Raw genomic sequence first — 16783 nt, 5'->3', positions numbered from 1 at the left:
GGCTCCTTCGGGCGATGGGTCGGGTCGTTTTCCGGCCGGGTCCGATGGTCCGGTGGTTCAAATCCGTCAATTCGAGAGACCGTGTGCCATGCAAGACATGACCCTGGTGATGGCCCAGATCGATCCGTTGGTCGGTGATATTCCCGGCAATACCGAGCGGGTCATCGAAACCGTGCGTGAAGCGCGTATCGAACACGGTGCCGATATCGTTGTCCTGCCCGAACTCTGTCTGACCGGCTATCCGCCCGAGGATCTGCTGCTGCGACCGGCGATGGCCAGACGGGTGGCGCAGGCGCTCGCCACCCTGGCGGAACGTGTCGCGCGTGACGTGCTGGTGCTGGTGGGCTATCCCGGCGAGCGTGACGGGCACCGCTACAACATGGCCGGGGCGCTCTACAACGGGCAGTGGCTGGGGGAGTACGCCAAGCAGGCGCTGCCCAACTATCTTGTCTTCGACGAGCGGCGCTATTTCGAGGCCGGGACTGCCCCCTGCGTGATCGAGCACCGGGGGATGAAGATCGGGGTGCTGATCTGCGAGGACCTCTGGGTGGAAGCGCCGATCCAGCAGGCCCGGGCGGCCGGAGCGGAGCTGGTGGTGTCGCTCAACAGCTCCCCCTATCACATCGACAAGCCTGCCGAGCGGCTGGCGCTGTTCAGCGCCCGGGCCCGCGAGGCACAGTTGCCGCTCGTTTATACCAACCAGATTGGCGGTCAGGATGAGCTGGTCTTCGATGGGGGCTCCTTCGCGCTCGATGCCGATGGCGAGTGCCGGGTGCAGGCCCCCACCTGGCAGGTCGGGCTGATGCCGGTCGGTCTCCGGCGTGATGAGCAGGGCCGCGTCCGGCTGGTCGAGGGCGAGCGCGAAGCCCTGCCGGAAGAGGACGAGGCGCTCTACTGTGCACTGGTCACCGGGCTGCGCGACTATGTCAACAAGAGTGGCTTTCCCGGCGTGGTGCTGGGGCTTTCGGGCGGCATCGATTCCGCCCTGTCGCTGGCGATTGCCGTGGATGCGCTGGGCGCCGAGCGGGTCCGGGCGGTGATGATGCCCTATCACTATACCGCCGAGATCTCGCGCCAGGATGCCGCTCGTCAGGCTGAGGCGCTGGGTGTGCACTACGAGGTGATGGAGATCGCGCCCATGGTGGAGGCCTTTACCGCCACGCTGGCGGAGAGCTTCGGCGACGCCGCGGCCGATACCACCGAGGAGAACCTGCAGTCACGCTGCCGCGGGGTGCTGCTGATGGCGATCTCCAACAAGAAGGGGCTGATGGTACTGACCACCGGCAACAAGAGCGAGATGGCCGTGGGTTATGCCACGCTCTATGGTGACATGGTCGGGGGGTACAGCGCGCTCAAGGATGTCTACAAGAGCCGGGTCTATCGGCTGGCGCGCTGGCGCAACGAGCAGGCGCTTGCAGAAGGCGAGGCCGAGGTGATTCCGCAGCGGGTCATCGACCGGCCGCCCTCCGCCGAACTGGCACCGGACCAGGTCGACAGCGATTCGCTGCCGGGATATGACACCCTGGATGCCATCCTGTGGCACTACATCGAGGGCGACGAGAGTCTGGAGGCGATCGTGGCGCGCGGCTACGAGCGGGAGGATGTCACGCGTGCCATCCGGCTGGTCGATCGCAGCGAATACAAGCGTCGCCAGGCGCCGCCCGGCGTGCGGGTCACGCCGCGCGGTTTCGGCCGCGACCGGCGCTATCCCATCGTCAATGGCTGGCAGCCCGGCGACTGATCCCGCGGCAGGGTGATGATCGTCGGCAGGCCGGGGCCGGCATGGCCCCGGCCGATGGTCAGCCGCCGCCCGGCAGGGTACCGGAGCGGGGCGGGTTGCCCGGACCGATCGAGGGGCCGTTCATGCCGCGATTGCCCGCCCGGGGCGCATCGGTGGAGGGTGGCTGGCCGACCGGGAGGCTGTCGCCGGCACGGTCGGAAGCCGGATCGGAAGCTGTATTGCCTTCGCGCAGCTGGCTGCGGGCGGTGCCCATCGGCGTATTGTCCGTCAGCTCGCTGATCACGCTGGCAGGCTGGCGCTCCAGCGTGAGGGGTTCGGCATCGACATGGCGCGGCTCGAAGGTATTGCCATCGAGCCGGGCATTGTCGGGATCATTTCTGATCAGCAGCGCCAGTGTCTGGCGGGCCCGGTCACGCATGTCCAGCCCCAGATAGCCTTCCACCATCACGGCCAGGGCGTCGCGGGAAGCCTGGGTCTGCGGATAGTGCTCGAGTACCCACTTGCCGCGATCGACCGCGGCGACATAGGCCTGCTTGCGCAGATAGAAATCGCCGACCTGCAGCTCATGCCGGGCCAGCACGTTGCGCAGGTAGATGATCCGCTGGCGGGCATCGGGCGCATAGGGGCTGTCCGGGAAGCGGCGCACCACCTCGCCGAAATCGGTGTAGGCATCGCGGGTGGCGCCCAGGTCGCGACGCGAGATATCGATCAGATCGAAGCTTTCCAGGCTGAAACGGCCCGCCTGCCAGGCGGCCAGCCCGCGCATGTAGTAGGCGTAGTCGACCTGGGGATGATCGGGATGCAGGCGGATGAAGCGGCTGGCGGCGGCCCGGGCCTGCTCCCAGTTGCTGACGGCGTAGTAGCCGTAGATCAGTTCCAGCTGGGCCTGTTCGGCGTAATCGCCGAACGGATAGCGGCTTTCGAGCTGTTCCAGCTTGGTGACGGCTGCCGAGTAGCTACCGGTATTGAGTGCCTGCTGAATCTGCTGGTAGAGCTCCTGTTCGGGGACCTCCGGAGCGTCCTGCTTGGTCTCGTTGCCGGCACAGCCTGCGAGCAGGGCAGCGGCCAGTGCCAGGGCACTCAGGGAAATGGCGCGCATGTCGTCCTCATGTCGGGCAATCAATGGCGGCCGTGGTAGAATCCGTCGACAGCCAGCTGCTTGATGATCCGGGTACATACTATAAGGCCCGGCGCTGCGAGAATCGAATGCCGGGTCTCGCGACCGGCATCGGAGCGATCCAGGCAAGGCACTATAAAGCATTGTCCAGCCGCCGCGAAACGCCCGTCTTGAATGACGTCGTTCGGAGTTCCCATGTCCGTATCCCAGAGTGAAACCATCGAAGCCCGGCGCAGCGTGCCGGATACCATGACCGGCATGCGCCTCGATCGGGTCGCCGCCGAACTGTTCGGCGAGTTTTCACGCGAACGGCTCAAGGGGTGGATCAACGATGGCGCCCTGACCGTCGATGGCGAGCCCCGGCGCCCGCGGGCAAAGATGGTCGGCGGCATGCAGCTGCAGCTGGCGGCGACCATCGAGGCCCGGGAAGAGTGGCAGCCCCAGCCCATCGGGCTGGATATCGTCTTTGAAGACGACGCCGTGCTGGTGGTCAACAAGCCGGCCGGACTGGTGGTGCATCCGGCGGCCGGCAATCCCGACGGCACCCTGCTCAACGCACTGATTCATCACGACGAACATCTTGCCACGCTGCCCCGGGCGGGCATCGTGCACCGGCTCGACAAGGACACCAGCGGTCTGATGGTGGTGGCCAGAACGCTGGCGGCACATACCGCGCTGGTCGAGCAGCTGCAGGCGCGCAGCGTCCACCGGGAGTATGACGCCGTGGTGACCGGTGCGATGATCGCCGGCGGGACCGTCGATGCGCCGATCGGCCGCCACCCCGTTGATCGCAAGCGACAGGCGGTGGTGGTCAGTGGCGGCAAGCCGGCGGTGACCCACTACCGGGTACAGGAGCGCTTTCACGCGCATACGCTGGTGCGCTGTCAGCTGGAGACCGGCCGCACCCACCAGATTCGTGTCCACCTGCAGCACCAGCGTTTTCCGCTGGTCGGCGATCCGCTCTACGGTGGTCGGCTCAAGCTGCCGATGGGGGGCAGTGAAGCGCTCAAGACACTGCTGCGCGAATTTCCGCGCCAGGCGCTGCATGCCCGGCGCCTGGCCTTCACCCATCCCGACGATGGGCGGGCCATGAGCTTTGGCGCCGAGCTGCCGGATGACATGGTGGGGCTGCTCGACACCCTGCGTGATGACCAGCGCAGCCGGCATGGCGAGGTGTCGTCATGAATGACCAGCCCGGTCTGATCCTGCCCGACTGGAACGCTCCGGATACCGTCGGCGCCTTCATTACCACCCGCGAGCAGGGGCCGAGCGAGGGCCCCTTTGCCCACTTCAACACGGCCGCGCATGTCGGTGATGACGAGGCCACGGTGGCCCTCTGCCGCCAGCGCCTGAGCCGCCGGATCGGTGACGAGCGCCCGCTGCTGTGGCTCGATCAGCAGCACGGGGCGCGTGTCCGGCACGACTACTGCTCGCCGCCGCCACAGGCCGATGCCTCGGTGGCCTTCGATGCGCGGTATGCCTGTGTGGTGCAGAGCGCCGACTGCCTGCCGGTACTGTTCTGTGACCGTCGCGGCACGCGGGTCGGTATTGCCCATGCCGGCTGGCGCGGGCTGGCCGGCGGCGTGCTGGAGGCGACCGCAGCGGCGCTGGCGTGTCCGCCCGAGGAGCTCATGACCTGGCTGGGTCCGGCCATTTCCAACGCCCAGTTCGAGGTCGGGCGCGAGGTCATGGAGGCCTTCGTGGCGGCCCAGCCCGAGGCCGAGACCGCCTTCGAGTTCAGCCCCTACCGGCTGGGACACTACATGGCCGATCTCTATCGGCTGGCCCGCCTGCGCCTCGAGGCCCTGGGGGTGAGCTCGATCGGTGGCGGGCATTTCTGTACCGCCTCGGATACCCGCTTCTATTCGCACCGCCGCGACAATGGCGTCACCGGTCGCATGGCCTCGGTAATCTGGCTGCGCCAGTAAGCCGGCGACGACTTGCCGCACGCGCTGCGGCCCTGTTTCACTCCCTGCTGATTTAACATAAAAATGCGGTGGCAAAGCTTGAATCGGCGATGCCGGTCCCCATCTTGTCAGCAATACCATGCTGTCAGCGCCATTCGCACCCGACCTGCCGGCAGGCCGATGGGGGCGTCCGGCGCCGGATGAGAGGAGTTTCCGATGCGAATCGATCGACTTACCAGCAAGCTTCAGAACGCCCTGTCGGAGGCGCAGTCGCTGGCCGTGGGGCGCAGTCACAATGAGCTTCAGCCCGGCCATCTGCTGCTGGCCCTGCTCGACAGCAGTGACAGCGGCATGCGCAGCCTGATCCGCAAGGCCGGCGGCGATGCGGCCCGGGTACGTGAAGGGCTGGTCAGCCATCTCGACAGCCTGCCGACCGTCAAAAACTTCGATGGCAATGTCGCCATGGGTCAGGATCTGGGGCGGCTGTTCAATTTTGCCGATCGCGAGGCGCAGAGCCGCGGCGACCAGTATGTGGCCACCGAACTGGTGCTGCTGGCGGCGCTGGAAATGAACCATGCGGTCACGAAGGTGCTCACCGCTGCCGGCCTGAACCGGGAGGGGATGCGACAGGCCATCGATGAGCTGCGCGGTGGCGAAAGCGTCAGCGATGCCGAGGCCGAGGAGCAGCGCGAGGCGCTGGACAAGTACACCACCGATCTCACGGCCCGGGCCGAGGCGGGCAGGCTCGACCCGGTGATCGGCCGTGACGAGGAGATCCGCCGCACCATTCAGGTGCTGCAGCGGCGTACCAAGAACAATCCGGTACTGATCGGCGAGCCCGGTGTCGGCAAGACCGCCATCGTCGAGGGGCTCGCCCAGCGCATCGTCAACGGCGAGGTGCCGGAGGGCCTCAAGGACAAGCGGGTACTGGCACTCGACCTGGGGGCGCTGCTGGCCGGGGCCAAGTATCGCGGCGACTTCGAGGAGCGGCTCAAGGGCGTGCTCAACGAGCTGGCGAAGGAAGAGGGCCGGGTGATCCTCTTCATCGACGAGCTGCACACCATGGTCGGTGCCGGCAAGACCGAGGGCTCGATGGATGCCGGCAACATGCTCAAGCCGGCGCTGGCGCGCGGCGAGCTGCACTGTGTCGGGGCCACCACGCTTGACGAGTATCGTCAGGACATCGAGAAGGACGCCGCGCTCGAGCGCCGTTTCCAGAAGGTCATGGTCGATGAGCCCAGCGAAGAGGACACCGTTGCCATCCTGCGCGGTCTCAAGGAGCGCTACGAGGTCCATCACGGGGTGGATATCACCGACGGGGCGATCATCGCCGCGGCCCGACTGTCGCAGCGTTACATCACCGATCGTCAGCTGCCCGACAAGGCGATCGACCTGATCGATGAAGCGGCCTCGCGGATTCGCATGGAGCTCGACTCCAAGCCCGAGGAGATGGATCGCCTCGATCGGCGCCTGATCCAGCTCAAGATGGAGCGTGAGGCGCTCAGGAAGGAAACCGACGAGGCCACCCGCAAGCGGCTCGATAATCTGGAGACCCAGATCGATGAGCTCGAACGGGAGTATGCCGATCTCGACGAGGTGTGGAAGGCCGAGAAGGCCAGCATCCAGGGGGCGGCGCAGTTCAAGGCCGAGCTCGAGCAGGCCCGCATCGATCTCGAAGCGGCACGCCGCCAGGGCGATCTGGGCCGCATGTCCGAGCTGCAGTACGGGGTGATCCCGTCATTGGAGAAGAAGATCGCCGACTCCAGCGAGGCCGAAGCCGATACCGCCGCGCACCAGCTGTTGCGCTCCAACGTGACCGAAGAGGAGGTCGCCGAGGTGGTGTCTCGCTGGACCGGCATTCCCGTGGCGAAGATGCTGGAAGGCGAGCGCGACAAGCTGCTGCGCATGGAAGAGGCGCTGCATGAGCGGGTGATCGGTCAGGACGAGGCGGTCAACGCGGTCGCCAATGCGGTCAGGCGCTCCCGGGCAGGAATCAGCGATCCCCATCGGCCCAACGGCTCCTTTTTGTTCCTCGGCCCGACCGGGGTGGGCAAGACCGAGCTGTGCAAGTCGCTGGCGAGCTTTTTGTTCGATACCGAGGAGGCCATGGTCCGCATCGACATGTCCGAGTTCATGGAGAAGCACTCCGTGTCTCGGCTGATCGGCGCGCCCCCGGGCTATGTCGGCTACGATCAGGGCGGCTATCTGACCGAGGCCGTACGCCGCAAGCCATACTCGGTACTCCTGCTCGACGAGGTCGAGAAGGCCCATCCGGATGTCTTCAACATTCTGCTGCAGGTACTGGAGGACGGCCGCCTGACCGATGGCCAGGGGCGTACCGTGGACTTCCGCAATACCGTGGTGGTGATGACCTCCAATCTGGGCTCCGGGGTCATCCAGACCTACGCCGGCGAGACCGATGCCGACGGCTACGAGCGGATGAAGGCCGCGGTCATGGATGAAGTGGCCAATCACTTCCGCCCCGAGCTGATCAACCGGATCGACGAGGTCGTGGTCTTCCACGCGCTGGGCCAGGAGCAGATCCAGCAGATCGCCGATATCCAGCTCTCGCGGCTGCGCGAACGGCTGGCCGAGCGCGACATCCGGCTGGAAGTGACCGGCGAGGCGATGGCCCAGCTGGCAGTGGCCGGCTTCGATCCGGTCTACGGGGCCCGGCCGCTCAGGCGGGCAATCCAGAGCCGCATCGAGAATCCGCTCGCTCAGGAGCTGCTGGCCGGACGCTACGGTGCCGGCGATACCATCCGGGTCGGCGCCCGGGACGATCAGCTGGTCTTCGAGCAGTAGGGCCTCCCGTCGGCCGGCGCACCCCGTGCTCCAGACCCCGGCTCCGGCCGGGGTCTTCACGCTGGGCGGGCCGACGGCCAGGCCCACCGTGCATGGCCGTGGCCAAACCTGCCATGATGGCGCCCCCATCATGTGAACCTGTCAGGAGTGGCGATGAGCGACTGGAGCGGTGGCTACGTCACCGATGTTCTCTATACCCCGGGCTATTACAGCCCGCTCAATCCGCTGATCATGCAGCTGGCCCTGACGCGTGCCGGCGTGGTGGCGCCGACGGTGGGCACGGCCTGCGAGCTGGGCATCGGTCGGGGCGTCTCGCTCAATGCTCATGCCACGGCCTCGGTGACCCGCTGGTACGGCAATGATTTCATCCCGGCCCAGCTGGGCTTCGCCCGCTCGCTGGCGGAACAGGCCCGCAGCGATGCCCGGCTGTTCGAGGAGGATTTCGCCACCTTCTGTGCCCGCACCGATCTGCCGGATTTCGATTTCATCGCCCTGCACGGGGTCTGGAGCTGGATCGATGAGCGCAATCGGGAAGTGCTGGTCGATTTCCTGAGGCGTCGGCTCAGGACCGGCGGGGTGGTCTATATCAGCTATAACACCACCCCGGGCTGGGCGACGTTCGCGCCGATGCGCGAGATCCTGCGTGAGCATGGCGAAGTGATGAGCGCGCCGGGGCAGGGCACCGAAGCCCGGGTGCGCGAGGCGCTGGGCTTTGCCGAGCGTCTGCTGGCGGTCCAGCCCGGCTACGCCGAAGTGAACCCGGAGGTGCACGACCGGCTCGGCATGTTGCAGCAGCAGGACAGCGGTTATCTGGCGCACGAATATTTCAATCGCGACTGGCACCCCATGCCGTTTTCCCGGGTCGCCGAACAGCTTCGCCCGGCGCGTCTCGAATTCGCCTGTTCGGCCCATCTGCCGGATCATTTCGATGCCATCAACCTGACGCCGGCGCATCGGCAGCTGCTGGGCGAGATCGGAGAGAAGCACTTCCGCCAGACCGTCCGGGATTTTCTGGTCAACCAGAGCTTTCGGCGCGACCACTGGGTCCGCGGGGCCCGGGAGCTGTCGTCATCGGAGCGGCTCGAAGCGCTGCGCCGGATTCGGGTGGTGCTGATCTCGCCGCGACAAGAGATCCCGCTGACCGTTCGCGGCAGTCTGGGCGAGGCCACCATGAGCGAGGCGATCTATGCGCCCGTGCTGGAGGCGCTGGCCGATTACCGCCCGCATACGCTGGGCGAGCTGGAGCACACCCTGGCGGGCCGGGTGCGACAGGAGCAGCTCGAATATGCCGTGGTGCTGCTGGCCGGCGCCGGCCATCTGTGTCCGGCGCAGGCGCCGGACACCATCGAGCAGGCCCTGCCCGGCTGCCGTCGGCTCAATGCGACCCTGTTGCAGCGGGCGCGCAGTCATCACGACACGCCGTGGCTGGCGAGCCCCGTGACCGGTGGCGCGGTCATGGTGCCGCGTTTCGATCAGCTCTTCCTGCTCGCCCGCGAACGGGGCGAACGGGACCCCCGGCAGTGGGCCGCCCTGGCCTGGCAGATCCTCGAAGCCCGACAGCAGCGGGTGGTCAGAGAGGGGGCGCCCCTCGAGGACGAGGCGGACAACCTGGCAGAGCTGCATCGTCAGGCGTGCCATTTCGAAGCCGTGCGCCTGCCCGTGCTGCAGGCCCTGCAGGTGGCGTGACAACCGCCTGCCGCCGGGAGCGGCGGCAGGCGGGTTCAGCGTTCCGGCGTTTCCCCGAGTGCGATTTCAGCGGCCCGCGACTGCAGCTCCGCGGCCCGTTCGGGAGGATACTGGGCCAGCAGGGCGCGCAGTACACCGTTGGTCCAGCCGAAGCCGTCCTGGGCGGGGTATTCGCCATCGCCGGGCGGCCCCTGATCGACCACGTTGTACTTCTCGAGCAGCTTGTGCTCCTTGGTGAAGTGGGTGAGGTTGGTGGTGATCCAGCGCTGGGCGATGTCATGGGCCAGTTCGTGGTGGCCGTAGTGCTTGAGGCCCTGTACGGCCATCCACTGCAATGGCGCCCAGCCGTTGGGCGCATCCCACTGCTGGCCGCTCTCGACGGAAGAGCAGACCAGCCCGCCCTCCCGGAGCAGGGTATTGCGAATGACATCGGCCACCCCGTCCGCCTGGCCCTGGGTGGCGATGTTAAAGTAGAGCGGAAAGACCATGGCGGCGCTGATGCTGTCGGTCAGCCGGAGCTCGTGCCAGAGGTAGTCACCGAAACGCCGGCCCGCACTGTCCCAGAAGCGCTGGCGGATTTCCACGCCGCGCTGCTGGGCACGCTCGCGGTAGAAGCGGGCGCGATCATGATGCTCCTGCAGGGCATGGGCGTGCGCCAGGATCCGCTCGAAGTGGTACATCAGGCAGTTGAGGTCCACCGGCGCAATCTCGACGGTGCGGATGGTCGAAAGGGTGACCCCATCGGCCAGCCAGCGGGAGGTGAAGTCCCAGCCGCTCTCGCCGCCGGCGCGGATATTGCGCCAGACCTCGATGTGCTCGCGATCGGACGCCTGGGCGGTCTCCATGTCCTCGCGGAAGGCCTCCTCGCGTGGCGTGTTGAGATCATCCCAGTAGCGGTTGAGCAGGGCACCATCATGGGTGCGCAGGACCCGCCGGTAGGCCTCGTGCGGGCGCAGCTGGTCACCGCCATCCATCCAGTAGGCGTATTCGGTTTCCAGCTGGGGCAGATAGCGGGCATAGGTCTCCTCCCCTTCGAGTCCGGCCAGCAGCTCCACCATGCAGGCGAAGAAGGGGGGCTGGGAGCGCGACAGGTAGTAGGTCCGGTTGCCGTTGGGCATGTGGCCATAGGCCCCGATCATGTACGCCACGTTGTTGACCATGTCACGGATCAGGTCGAGCCGCTGGCTGGTGGCCAGCCCCAGCATGGTGAAGTAGCTGTCCCAGTAGTAGATCTCGTTGAAACGTCCGCCGGGTACCACATAGGCGTAGGGCAGGGGCAGGCGCGAGGACCAGGGGCTGCGCCGCGGCTGGGGCTGACGCGTCAGGACGTTCCACAGGGCGTCGATGTGGGCGGTCACGTCGTCATGGCGGACCGGGGGCTCGACGCTGGCCTCGGCTTCAACATGATGGAAGTGGGTTTCGAGAAACTCCAGCAGCTGCCCGTCACTGCAGTCGAGATCCTCGCGCAGGCGACGATAGCGTTCGAGGATGGTTTCCGGCTCCTCGAGCGGCAGCAGATCGACAAAGGTCTTGCTGTCTTCGTAGACGTGGCACTGCTGCACGTCGAAGAACAGCGACTGCCAGAGCAGTTCGGGGAGGGGCGGAAGCGAGGCAACTTCCCTGCTGTCCGGCATGGTCGGTGTCGGCGTCAGCGTCGATGGCATGAAATCATCCGGTTGCGTGAGTCGTGCATCGTCCGGGATTGCGAGGGTTCGCCGACCGTGATGCAGTTCGGGCAATAACACCCCGATCGCTCGAAGGGAGTCAACATCGAACGACCGGGCGATAGGTATCTGGGTTAATGAATCATGGTAATTGATCCAGAGCATAGATCAGCACGGATGTACTGCCAAAGATGCATGCGCCCGCAAGGGTGACGGTGCCGGTTCTGGTGCCGGTGCTGCACTTTCGCGGTGCGAGCGCCGGCGATGATGGCAGTGGGTGCATCGTCGCGAGGCGCGCTTCTTGACACTCGGCGGCCGCTCATGGACTCTTGTGTATTCCTGATTGCAGGGCGTGCACCAGGCGGGCAACCCCCCAGTGGTCACGTGAGGGTAGGTATATGGCCTCTACCCGCCTGCCAAGGGACCTACCGGGCCGGGAGCGCAACCCGCTCCGCCTGAACCGAAGCCCCGACGCATCGACCTGATGCGAATTTGAGTGCAGGTCTTCGTCGAGCCCCATTCACGGGTTCGACCGACATCAGGTGTCACAGGCCGGGTGGTCTGTGGCAGGCGGCCGCTGCCGCCCTCGAACGCTGGTGCGCACCGCACCCTTAACGCACTCGAGACCTTGAAGGGGAACCTCCAGTGGAACTGCTTTCCGGCGCTGACATGATTGCCCGCTTCCTGAAGGATGAGGGCGTCGAGTATATCTATGGCTATCCCGGCGGTGCAGCGCTGCATATCTATGATGCGCTGTTTCGTCAGGAGGAAGTGAAACACATTCTGGTGCGCCACGAACAGGCGGCCACCCACATGGCGGACGGTTATGCCCGGGCTTCCGGCAGGCCGGGCGTGGTACTGGTGACCTCCGGTCCGGGGGCGACCAACGCCGTGACCGGGATTGCCACGGCCTACATGGACTCCATCCCGATGGTGGTGATCTGCGGGCAGGTCGCCAGTCACCTGATCGGCGAGGATGCCTTCCAGGAGACCGATATCGTGGGGGTCACCCGGCCGATCGTGAAGCACAGCTTCTCCATTCGCCATCCCTCCGAAATCCCCGAGGTGATGCGCAAGGCCTTCTATCTGGCCGCCACCGGGCGCCCCGGGCCGGTGGTGATCGATATCCCCAAGGACATGACCGCGCCCACCGAGCGCTACGAATATGTCTATCCGAAGAAGGCGAAGATCCGCTCCTACAATCCGGTGACCCGGGGGCATACCGGCCAGATCCGCAAGGCGGTCGATATGCTGCTCAAGGCGCAGCGGCCGGTGCTGTTTGCCGGGGGCGGCGTGATCACGGGGAGGGCCTCCGAGGCCCTGACCGATCTGGCCCGCCGGCTCGATATTCCGGTGATCACGTCGCTGATGGGGATCGGCGCCTACCCGCAGAACGACCGTCAGTCGCTGGGCTGGCCGGGCATGCATGGCTCCTACGAGTCCAACATGGCGATGCACGAGAGCGATCTGGTGGTCGGTATCGGAGTGCGCTTCGATGACCGGGTGACCAACAACGTCTCGAAGTTCTGCCCCGGCGCGCGCATCGTGCATATCGATGTCGATCCCAGTTCGATCTCCAAGACCGTGCGCGCCGATGTGCCGATCGTGGGCGCGGCCGACAGCGTCCTCAACGAGATGCTGGGCATGCTCTCCGAGCGTGAGCAGGAAAATCGTGAAGCGCTCGACGAGTGGTGGCGCCGGATCGATGGCTGGCGCGGCGAACGCCAGGGCAAGCTGTATGAACCGGCGGCTCCGGGCGAGCCACTCAAGCCGCAGCAGGTGATCGAGGCGGTGCACCGTGCCACCAACGGCGATGCCTATGTGGTCACCGATGTCGGTCAGCATCAGATGTTTGCCGCCCAGTACTACAAGTTCAATCGTCCCAATCACTGGATTTCTTCCAGCGGGCTGGGGACGATGGGCTACGGGTTTCCGGCTGCGATGGGGATCAAGCTGAGCTATCCCGAAGAGCAGGTGGTGCTGTTCACCGGCGAGGGCAGTTTCCAGATGATGATGCAGGAGCTGTCGACCTGCAAGCAGTTCGGCATTGCGGTCAAGATCATCAATCTCAACAACGCCTCGCTGGGCATGGTGCGTCAGTGGCAGGATCTCAACTACAAGTCGCGTCATGCGCACTCCTACGTGGAGTCGATGCCGGACTTCGAGAAGCTGCTGGCAGCCTATGGCTTCCGAGCCATCACGGTCAGCAACGAGGAAGATCTTCCGGCTGCGCTGGATGCCACCTTCCGCTCGAAGGATGAGCTGGTCTTCCTCGATGTTCATGTCGACCCATATGAACACGTCTATCCGATGCAGGTGCCCCAGGGCGCCATGCGAGACATGCTGCTGTCGAAGACGGAGCGGACCTGATGCGCCATATCATCTCGATTCTGATGGAGAACGAGCCCGGGGCGCTGTCGCGGGTGGTCGGCCTGTTCTCGCAGCGCAACTTCAACATCGAAACGCTCAACGTGGCGCCCACCGAGGACGAAACCCTTTCACGGCTGACGGTGACCACCAACGGCGATGATCGCATCATCGAGCAGATCACCAAGCACCTGAACAAGCTGATCGATGTGGTCAAGCTGGTGGATCTGACCGAGGGTGCGCACATCGAGCGGGAACTGATGCTGGTCAAGGTGAAGGCGCTGGGATCCGCCCGCGATGAGGTCAAGCGGACCGTGGACATCTTCCGGGCCCAGATCGTGGACGTCACTCCCAGCGTGTATACGGTGCAGATTACCGGCGACGCCCAGAAGCTCGATGCCTTTCTCCAGGCGATGGGACCGGTGGGCGTGCTGGAAGTGGCGCGTACCGGGGTGGCCGGGATTGCCCGGGGCGAAAAGCTGCTCAGCATCCAGACCTGATTTTCCGATCCGCCGGCACCGACGGATCAAGGCTCAACCGAACGACGGCTGCGGCCGTCCCTGACAGGATGAAATGACATGCAGGTTTATTACGACAAGGATTGCGACCTCTCCCTGATCCAGGGCAAGCAGGTCACCATTCTCGGCTATGGCTCCCAGGGGCACGCTCATGCGCACAACCTCAAGGAGTCCGGCGTGGATGTGACCGTCGCCCTGCGCAAGGGGTCCGGCTCCTGGCAGAAGGCCGAGCAGTCCGGGCTGAAAGTGGCCGAGGTGACCGATGCCATCGCCGGTGCGGATGTGGTCATGGTGCTGGCCCCGGATGAGGTCCAAAAGCAGGTCTACTATCGTGATATCGAGCCCAACCTCAAGCAGGGCGCGACCCTGGCCTTTGCTCACGGCTTCAATATCCACTTCCAGCAGATCGAGCCGCGCGAGGATCTTGATGTCATCATGATCGCGCCCAAGGCCCCCGGCCACACCGTGCGCCAGACCTATACCCAGGGCGGGGGCACGCCGTGTCTGATCGCGATCTATCAGGATCAGAGCGGTCAGGCCCGTGACCTGGCACTGGCCTACACCAGCGGTATCGGCGGCGGCCGGGCCGGCATCATCCATACCTCCTTCCGCGAAGAGACCGAAACCGACCTGTTCGGTGAGCAGGCGGTGCTCTGCGGTGGCATGTCCGCTCTGGTACAGGCCGGTTTCGAAACCCTGGTGGAGGCCGGCTATGCTCCCGAAATGGCGTACTTCGAGTGCCTGCACGAGCTCAAGCTGATCGTTGACCTGATGTATGAAGGCGGTCTGGCGGACATGCGCTACTCGATCTCCAACACGGCCGAGTACGGCGATTACGTGACCGGGCCGAAGATCGTTACCGATGAAACCCGTCAGGCGATGCGTCAGGTGCTCAAGGACATCCAGGATGGCTCCTTTGCCAAGGACTTCATCCTCGAAAACCAGGCCGGTTTCCCCACCCTCAAGGCCAAGCGCCGGCTGGGCGGCGAGCACCAGATCGAGCAGGTGGGTGGCAAGCTGCGCGGCATGATGCCCTGGATCGCGGCCAACAAGATGGTCGACAAGTCGAAGAACTGAGTGCGCGCCGGCAGTTGCCGGAACCGGGCTCGGCTCGAGGCAGGGGCGCTCCGTCAGGGGCGCCCCTTTTCATGCCTGTCATATCATGCGTATCACGCTTCGCCGGGCAGGGGCGTGACCCGGTCACCCCGCTGCAGGCGGCCACCCCTGAGAATGCGGGCGGTCATGCCGCCATGGCCACGCACCGCGTTGTAGCCGCCACGGCCCAGGTACTCCTCCATGCGGCGGCAGGGGGCACAGGGGCCGGTGATTTCCAGCACTACCTCGTCGCCGATCTGCAGCTGCTGGCCCCTGGTGGCCAGCAGATTGAGTCCCGAGATGGCGAGGTTGCGTCTGAGCCAGGGCAGGGGCACGGTGTCATGCCCGCTCAGGGCAGCAATGACCGGCAGGTGCTCGAACTGGATCAGGGTGACCTGGCGCTTGCCGCCGGGGCTGGCATGGTGATCGCCCTCCAGACCATGGCCGGCCACGGCCCGAATCATTGCGGGCTCGCTCATCGGCGCACGGCGGCCCGGACGCACGCCCAGCCACTCCAGGCGGCCGGGACGGGCATGGCGCTGCAACAGCCGGAACAAATCGCTCATGGCAGTCACGGCCTCCTGGCTGTCATCATCTATGCTGTACTGTATTCGCCTGAAAGGACGATTGTCATGACCTCAACACCTCCGCCCTCGGACAGACGGCCCTCCCGTCAGCGGGATCCGTTTTCCGAATTCAAGGATGAAACCGAAGTGGTCGAGGATGTCGTGCACGATGGCAAGCGGGTGCGCCGGCGCGGGATCTACCTGCTGCCCAACCTGTTTACCACGGCGGCGCTGTTCTCCGGCTTCTTTTCGGTGGTCGCAGCGCTCAATGGCAACTTCGGCTCCGCGGCCATTGCCATCTTCATCTCCATGGTGCTGGATGGGTTCGACGGACGCGTGGCACGCCTGACCAATACCCAGAGTGAGTTCGGTGAGGAGTACGACAGCCTGGCCGACATGCTCTCCTTCGGTGTGGCGCCGGCTGTGGTGGCCTTCAGCTGGATTCTGCAGGATGTCGGTAATCTCGGCTGGATAGCTGCCTTCATCTATGTCGCCGGAGCCGCGCTGCGTCTGGCGCGCTTCAATGTCCAGATCGGCAGTACCGACAAGAACTGGTTCATCGGTCTGCCCAGCCCGTCGGCTGCTGCGGTCGTGGCCGGCTGCGTCTGGACCTTTCACAGCTTCGCGGCCACGGCGCTGGGCTTCAAGGTGCTGATGGCGATCATCGTGGCCGCGGTGGGTATCCTGATGGTCAGCAACATTCGCTACTACAGCTTCAAGGAAGTCGACTTCAGAAGCCCGGTGCCCTTCGTGGCGCTGCTGGCGATCGTGCTCGGTTTCGTGGTGATCTCGCTGGAGCCGGCAGTCATGCTGCTGCTGTTCTTCGGTGGCTATGCGCTTTCCGGTCCGCTGATGTCGTTGTGGCGACGCTACAAGGGCATTCCCGCTCCGGCCCCCATGGCTGATGATACCCGGGAGGAGTCGGATACTGCCGACTCGCCGGAGCAGAGTACGCAGCACGGCGCCCCGGAGTCTGCGGGCTCGTCCGAATCGACCGACGAGACACGCCGCTGACATGCGGCGTCATCGGCCCGGGCAGGGCGCTTTCGAAATTTTTTCGACATCGGGGCTTGTCAGGTCCATCAGCGAAGCGTAGAGTACGCATCCGCTGGCAACGGACAGGGCAACAGCCTACCGGGCCGGCAGCTGCAGACAGCTGATTCGACTGAAGTTTTCCGGATCGATTGGCTGTCACTCGAAGCATCGCTTCGGCAGCTTCCATCGAAATCGGCATTGACATTTCGGTGGCGGTGAGTAAAATGCTCACTCTCTCGCAAACGGCACAGGCCACAGCGGGAACGCTCTTTAACAAGTCGA

General features: G+C 65.2%; 11 protein-coding genes and 1 pseudogene. 9 read left to right on the top strand and 3 right to left on the bottom strand.

The features are described from left to right. Positions 1-88 precede the first annotated feature (88 nt). Positions 89-1741 (top strand): NAD+ synthase, encoded by a 1653-nt coding sequence (locus C7446_RS14915; RefSeq protein ID WP_121173921.1) that lies wholly within the window; start codon positions 89-91, stop codon positions 1739-1741. A gap of 304 nt (positions 1742-2045) precedes the next feature. On the opposite strand, the pseudogene C7446_RS14910 reads toward C7446_RS14915, so the two are convergent. Next, positions 2046-2840, bottom strand: a pseudogene (locus tag C7446_RS14910) (outer membrane protein assembly factor BamD); the annotation flags it as partial. 213 nt (positions 2841-3053) lie between these two features. Here C7446_RS14910 and rluD point away from each other — a divergent pair. The 4 genes from rluD (at position 3054) to C7446_RS14890 (ending at position 9256) form a co-directional block, all read left to right on the top strand. After that, complete coding sequence (gene rluD, locus C7446_RS14905) at positions 3054-4043, top strand: 23S rRNA pseudouridine(1911/1915/1917) synthase RluD (protein WP_121173919.1); 990 nt, start codon at positions 3054-3056, stop codon at positions 4041-4043. After that, the gene (gene pgeF / locus C7446_RS14900; protein WP_121173918.1) at positions 4040-4786 is read left to right on the top strand and encodes a peptidoglycan editing factor PgeF; all 747 of its coding nucleotides are present in this window, start codon (positions 4040-4042) and stop codon (positions 4784-4786) included. Before rluD ends, pgeF begins: the two co-directional genes overlap by 4 nt. Before the next feature lie 195 nt (positions 4787-4981). Then, positions 4982-7570, top strand: coding sequence for an ATP-dependent chaperone ClpB (clpB, locus tag C7446_RS14895; RefSeq protein WP_121173917.1), 2589 nt, complete (start codon positions 4982-4984; stop codon positions 7568-7570). A 153-nt stretch (positions 7571-7723) separates the two neighbouring features. Next, positions 7724-9256 (top strand): class I SAM-dependent methyltransferase, encoded by a 1533-nt coding sequence (locus C7446_RS14890; protein ID WP_121173916.1) that lies wholly within the window; start codon positions 7724-7726, stop codon positions 9254-9256. Between the two features lie 35 nt (positions 9257-9291). Here the strand turns inward: C7446_RS14890 and treF are convergent, their stop codons facing one another. Then, a complete protein-coding gene (gene treF, locus C7446_RS14885) occupies positions 9292-10920 on the bottom strand; it encodes an alpha,alpha-trehalase TreF (RefSeq protein ID WP_121173915.1) in 1629 nt (542 codons plus the stop codon). Positions 10921-11565: 645 nt separating this feature from the next. Between treF and C7446_RS14880 the strand changes: the two genes are divergently transcribed. The 3 genes from C7446_RS14880 to ilvC all read left to right on the top strand — a co-directional run bounded on the left by C7446_RS14880 (position 11566) and on the right by ilvC (position 14882). Then, on the top strand, positions 11566-13290 hold the full coding sequence (locus tag C7446_RS14880) for an acetolactate synthase 3 large subunit (RefSeq protein WP_121173914.1): 1725 nt from the start codon (positions 11566-11568) through the stop codon (positions 13288-13290). Continuing rightward, the gene (ilvN, locus tag C7446_RS14875; protein WP_121173913.1) at positions 13290-13787 is read left to right on the top strand and encodes an acetolactate synthase small subunit; all 498 of its coding nucleotides are present in this window, start codon (positions 13290-13292) and stop codon (positions 13785-13787) included. The genes C7446_RS14880 and ilvN overlap by 1 nt, the downstream gene beginning before the upstream one ends. Before the next feature lie 78 nt (positions 13788-13865). Further along, positions 13866-14882: a ketol-acid reductoisomerase gene (ilvC, locus tag C7446_RS14870; RefSeq protein WP_121173912.1), complete on the top strand. Its 1017-nt coding sequence runs from the start codon at positions 13866-13868 to the stop codon at positions 14880-14882. Positions 14883-14974: 92 nt separating this feature from the next. Here the strand turns inward: ilvC and C7446_RS14865 are convergent, their stop codons facing one another. Continuing rightward, positions 14975-15466 (bottom strand): MOSC domain-containing protein, encoded by a 492-nt coding sequence (locus tag C7446_RS14865; protein ID WP_121173911.1) that lies wholly within the window; start codon positions 15464-15466, stop codon positions 14975-14977. Between the two features lie 66 nt (positions 15467-15532). On the opposite strand from C7446_RS14865, the gene pssA reads away from it, so the two are divergent. Beyond that, on the top strand, positions 15533-16480 hold the full coding sequence (gene pssA / locus C7446_RS14860) for a CDP-diacylglycerol--serine O-phosphatidyltransferase (protein WP_121173910.1): 948 nt from the start codon (positions 15533-15535) through the stop codon (positions 16478-16480). Positions 16481-16783: the final 303 nt, after the last annotated feature.

Origin of the sequence: Kushneria sinocarnis, from assembly GCF_003633775.1 — a bacterium.
Classification (GTDB): domain Bacteria; phylum Pseudomonadota; class Gammaproteobacteria; order Pseudomonadales; family Halomonadaceae; genus Kushneria; species Kushneria sinocarnis.
The sequence above is the reverse complement of the archived record's forward strand: the minus strand, read 5'-3'. Positions and strand labels throughout refer to the sequence as shown.

Coding starts and splice junctions, on each gene's coding strand:
- C7446_RS14915 (WP_121173921.1), top strand. CDS start 89: ATGCAAGACATGACCCTGGTGATGGCCCAGATCGATCCGTTGGTCGGT.
- rluD (WP_121173919.1), top strand. CDS start 3,054: ATGTCCGTATCCCAGAGTGAAACCATCGAAGCCCGGCGCAGCGTGCCG.
- pgeF (WP_121173918.1), top strand. CDS start 4,040: ATGAATGACCAGCCCGGTCTGATCCTGCCCGACTGGAACGCTCCGGAT.
- clpB (WP_121173917.1), top strand. CDS start 4,982: ATGCGAATCGATCGACTTACCAGCAAGCTTCAGAACGCCCTGTCGGAG.
- C7446_RS14890 (WP_121173916.1), top strand. CDS start 7,724: ATGAGCGACTGGAGCGGTGGCTACGTCACCGATGTTCTCTATACCCCG.
- treF (WP_121173915.1), bottom strand. CDS start 10,920: ATGCCATCGACGCTGACGCCGACACCGACCATGCCGGACAGCAGGGAA.
- ilvN (WP_121173913.1), top strand. CDS start 13,290: ATGCGCCATATCATCTCGATTCTGATGGAGAACGAGCCCGGGGCGCTG.
- ilvC (WP_121173912.1), top strand. CDS start 13,866: ATGCAGGTTTATTACGACAAGGATTGCGACCTCTCCCTGATCCAGGGC.
- C7446_RS14865 (WP_121173911.1), bottom strand. CDS start 15,466: ATGAGCGATTTGTTCCGGCTGTTGCAGCGCCATGCCCGTCCCGGCCGC.
- pssA (WP_121173910.1), top strand. CDS start 15,533: ATGACCTCAACACCTCCGCCCTCGGACAGACGGCCCTCCCGTCAGCGG.